We start from the raw sequence: 2,698 nt of genomic DNA, 5'->3' as shown, positions 1-2,698 counted from the left end.
TACCTACCCGCCAAACCTTCTTTAATGATTTGCGCGCGCTTACCCAGACTGTACGCTGAGACAGTTGGGACCACCTTCTGACCTTTATGCTTGAGGGTCTCGAGTTAGACATCCCACCCGATAGCAGTTGAATTTCCCAAATGAGAATTGCTGTTCTGACGCACCCTACCAGGCGATCGCACCCGATCGCCTGGTAGGATATTAACTATCTGTAATTGGTAAATTGTAGTGCTACGGGGAAATCTTCCTGCTTGAGATATCTAATTATCTCCTGTAAATCATCTTTAGACTTACTAGAAACCCGCACCGCATCACCTTGGATAGAAGCCTGAGATTTTTTGAAATTATCTTTAATAATCTTGGTAATCTGTTTAGCCACATCCTTGCTAATCCCTTTTTTCAGGGTAATTTCTTGGCGGACTCGGTTTCCACTAGCTGACTCAACCTTTCCATAATCAAAAATTTTGAGGGATAGATTACGTTTAGCAGCCTTAGTTTGCATAATCGTATGGACCGCATCAAGAGTAAACTCGCTGTCGGTATTGACAACAATTACCTCATCACCAAGTTCTAGGGTAGTGTTAGTATCTTTCAAATCGTAGCGACTAATAATTTCTCGTTTGGCTTGGTCTAGTGCATTGACCAATTCTTGACGGTCGAAATCGCTGACAATATCGAAAGAAGATGTTGAAGCCATAAGCCTTCGTTGCTATGTAATGTTCTACTGATTTCTTAGGACAAGGATTCTAACCCCAAACATCCAAATATGCAACAATTTTGATAAAAAGCCGTCCCCAGCTAGGCTAAAGGACGGGTCTTTGTATCCAATTTTTCGGTAACAGCAGTCTGATTTTGGCATTGAACAGCAAATCAGGCCTTATGGGGTGAGATAGCTTATATCTCTGAGAACTTGCCCCAATAGATCTATACCAACTAAGTGCCACTGGCAACCTCTGGCTTCAATCCAAATAGAACAAAGTTACCACCTTCCGCTGATTTTCGGCTTCTTCACAGGTCCTCAGCAAAGTATCACTGTCATGAAAAGCAAAACATATCAACTGCTGACACCGGGAAATAATTTCCTGATTGCAGGAGGAACTAGCTTCGGCCAAAGATAAGGTATCTCCAGAGGGATTTTCGACCAAATGGATGACCTGTTCTAGCTGTGACCGTGACTCGCGAGGCTGACGTTCGAGACTTTGAGGTAGAATGACTGTTAAAAGATTAGGATCAGCCCGCATTGCCCCTCTAATGGCGGCTGAGTTAGTCCCGGTTGCACCGGAGGTAATCAGATGGTTTCCCCCCAAAACTAGGGCATAACTCATCATCTCAATCAAATTCTGATGGGTTAAGGGAATATGGCGGGAACCGAGTAAGGCAATGCGCTTGGAGCCGGTTTGCTGAATGGCTGCAAGTTCTTCTAAAAATTCATCTACTCTGGGCAAATTGATGGACTGACTCAAGGATACTCTTATATATTTACCAAGAATTAGGGGTCGAGATAGACCTCACGGTCTACCCCTCCCATTCAGAACCGGACGTGAGACTTTCACCTCATCCGGCTCTTAGTCTGATTGTTCCATTGTTAAGGATACAGCTTTGGCGTTGTTTTTGTCAAGCGCCGTTTTATTATCGTGACAGTGACGGTGCAATAATTGAAGATTCTTGTATTCATCCTTTCCACCTAAGTTTCGAGGTACAATGTGGTCTACTTCAACTCAATCTGATGGTGCAAAATACTGTCCACACCAGGAACACCTGCCTTTTTGCTTTTTGAGTAGTTTCGCTACCCTTGTTGGCGTATCGATTGCTTGTCCTTTTCTGGTTGCCCAATAAGTCCAATTTCCGTCGTATGGTGTCGCTTCTGGGCGTACTAGGGTATGTCTGGCAATTGGGGTCCAATTATGTTTCCACAATTGGAGTCCCTCTTTAGTTTTAAACAACCAAGTTTCATGCCTTTCTTTTCCGTTGCTAAGTTTAACCGTTTCCTGCTGGAAGTAGTTCCTTCACTTTTCATGATTCGCCTTTCCGCATCTTGATACTGTCCATGCCCTTAGCATCTTCCAGACTATATGGTCTAGTTTGTTGAAGGTCTCTGTTGAGACTACTCCTGAATAGTAGTTTGACCATCCCCTTATAATTGGGTTTAGTCTACTTATCAGAGCTGGTTGGGGTGCCGTTTTATGTTGTTTTATTACACCCTTTATCACTTCAATTTGGGCTTTAACTGCTTTGTTACTGGGTTTAATATGGGTTTTGTGACCGATTAATCTGCTTCCTCTTCCCCCTGTTTTCCCAGATTTATATTTTCCTACCGGATATTGCCTGATATTGAATCCTCGAAAATTAAACCCCGGTTCCTCAATCTTGCCGTTATACTCAATAGGATTGAGTGTGTTACAAATTCGAGTTTTTTCGGGTTTAATTTCTAGTCCTACAGGTTCTAACCATTCAGAAATTGCAGTTTGGCACTGTTCGATGATTTTTAAGTCTTTTGAGATGACCACAAAATCATCGGCATATCTTATAAAGTTCACCTGGGTGGTTGTTCCTTTATTGGGATACATTTCTTTAACTAACCTTTCCATTCCCAACAGTGCGATGTTGGCGAGTATTGGATTTATAGCATTAGTCAAGGTGGTTAGGACGCAGCTTGGAGAACGGAATCCATGGCATCATGGAGAGAATCAAACTGCTC

General features: G+C 42.8%; 2 protein-coding genes and 1 pseudogene. All 3 read right to left on the bottom strand.

Annotated elements, in window-relative coordinates:
• Nucleotides 1-205: 205 nt before the first annotated feature.
• Entirely contained in the window at nt 206-697 is a 492-nt protein-coding gene (locus ACTIE0_RS23770) for a YajQ family cyclic di-GMP-binding protein (RefSeq protein WP_006615946.1), read from the bottom strand.
• Nucleotides 698-959: 262 nt separating this feature from the next.
• Nucleotides 960-1,463 (bottom strand): hypothetical protein, encoded by a 504-nt coding sequence (locus ACTIE0_RS23765; RefSeq protein ID WP_006615945.1) that lies wholly within the window; start codon nt 1,461-1,463, stop codon nt 960-962.
• A 102-nt stretch (nt 1,464-1,565) separates the two neighbouring features.
• A pseudogene (locus ACTIE0_RS23760) lies at nt 1,566-2,624 on the bottom strand (group II intron reverse transcriptase); the annotation flags it as partial.
• Nucleotides 2,625-2,698: the final 74 nt, after the last annotated feature.

This window comes from Limnospira sp. (assembly GCF_051859755.1).
Classification (GTDB): domain Bacteria; phylum Cyanobacteriota; class Cyanobacteriia; order Cyanobacteriales; family Microcoleaceae; genus Limnospira; species Limnospira fusiformis.
This window is presented reverse-complemented; position numbering and strand designations above follow the sequence as displayed.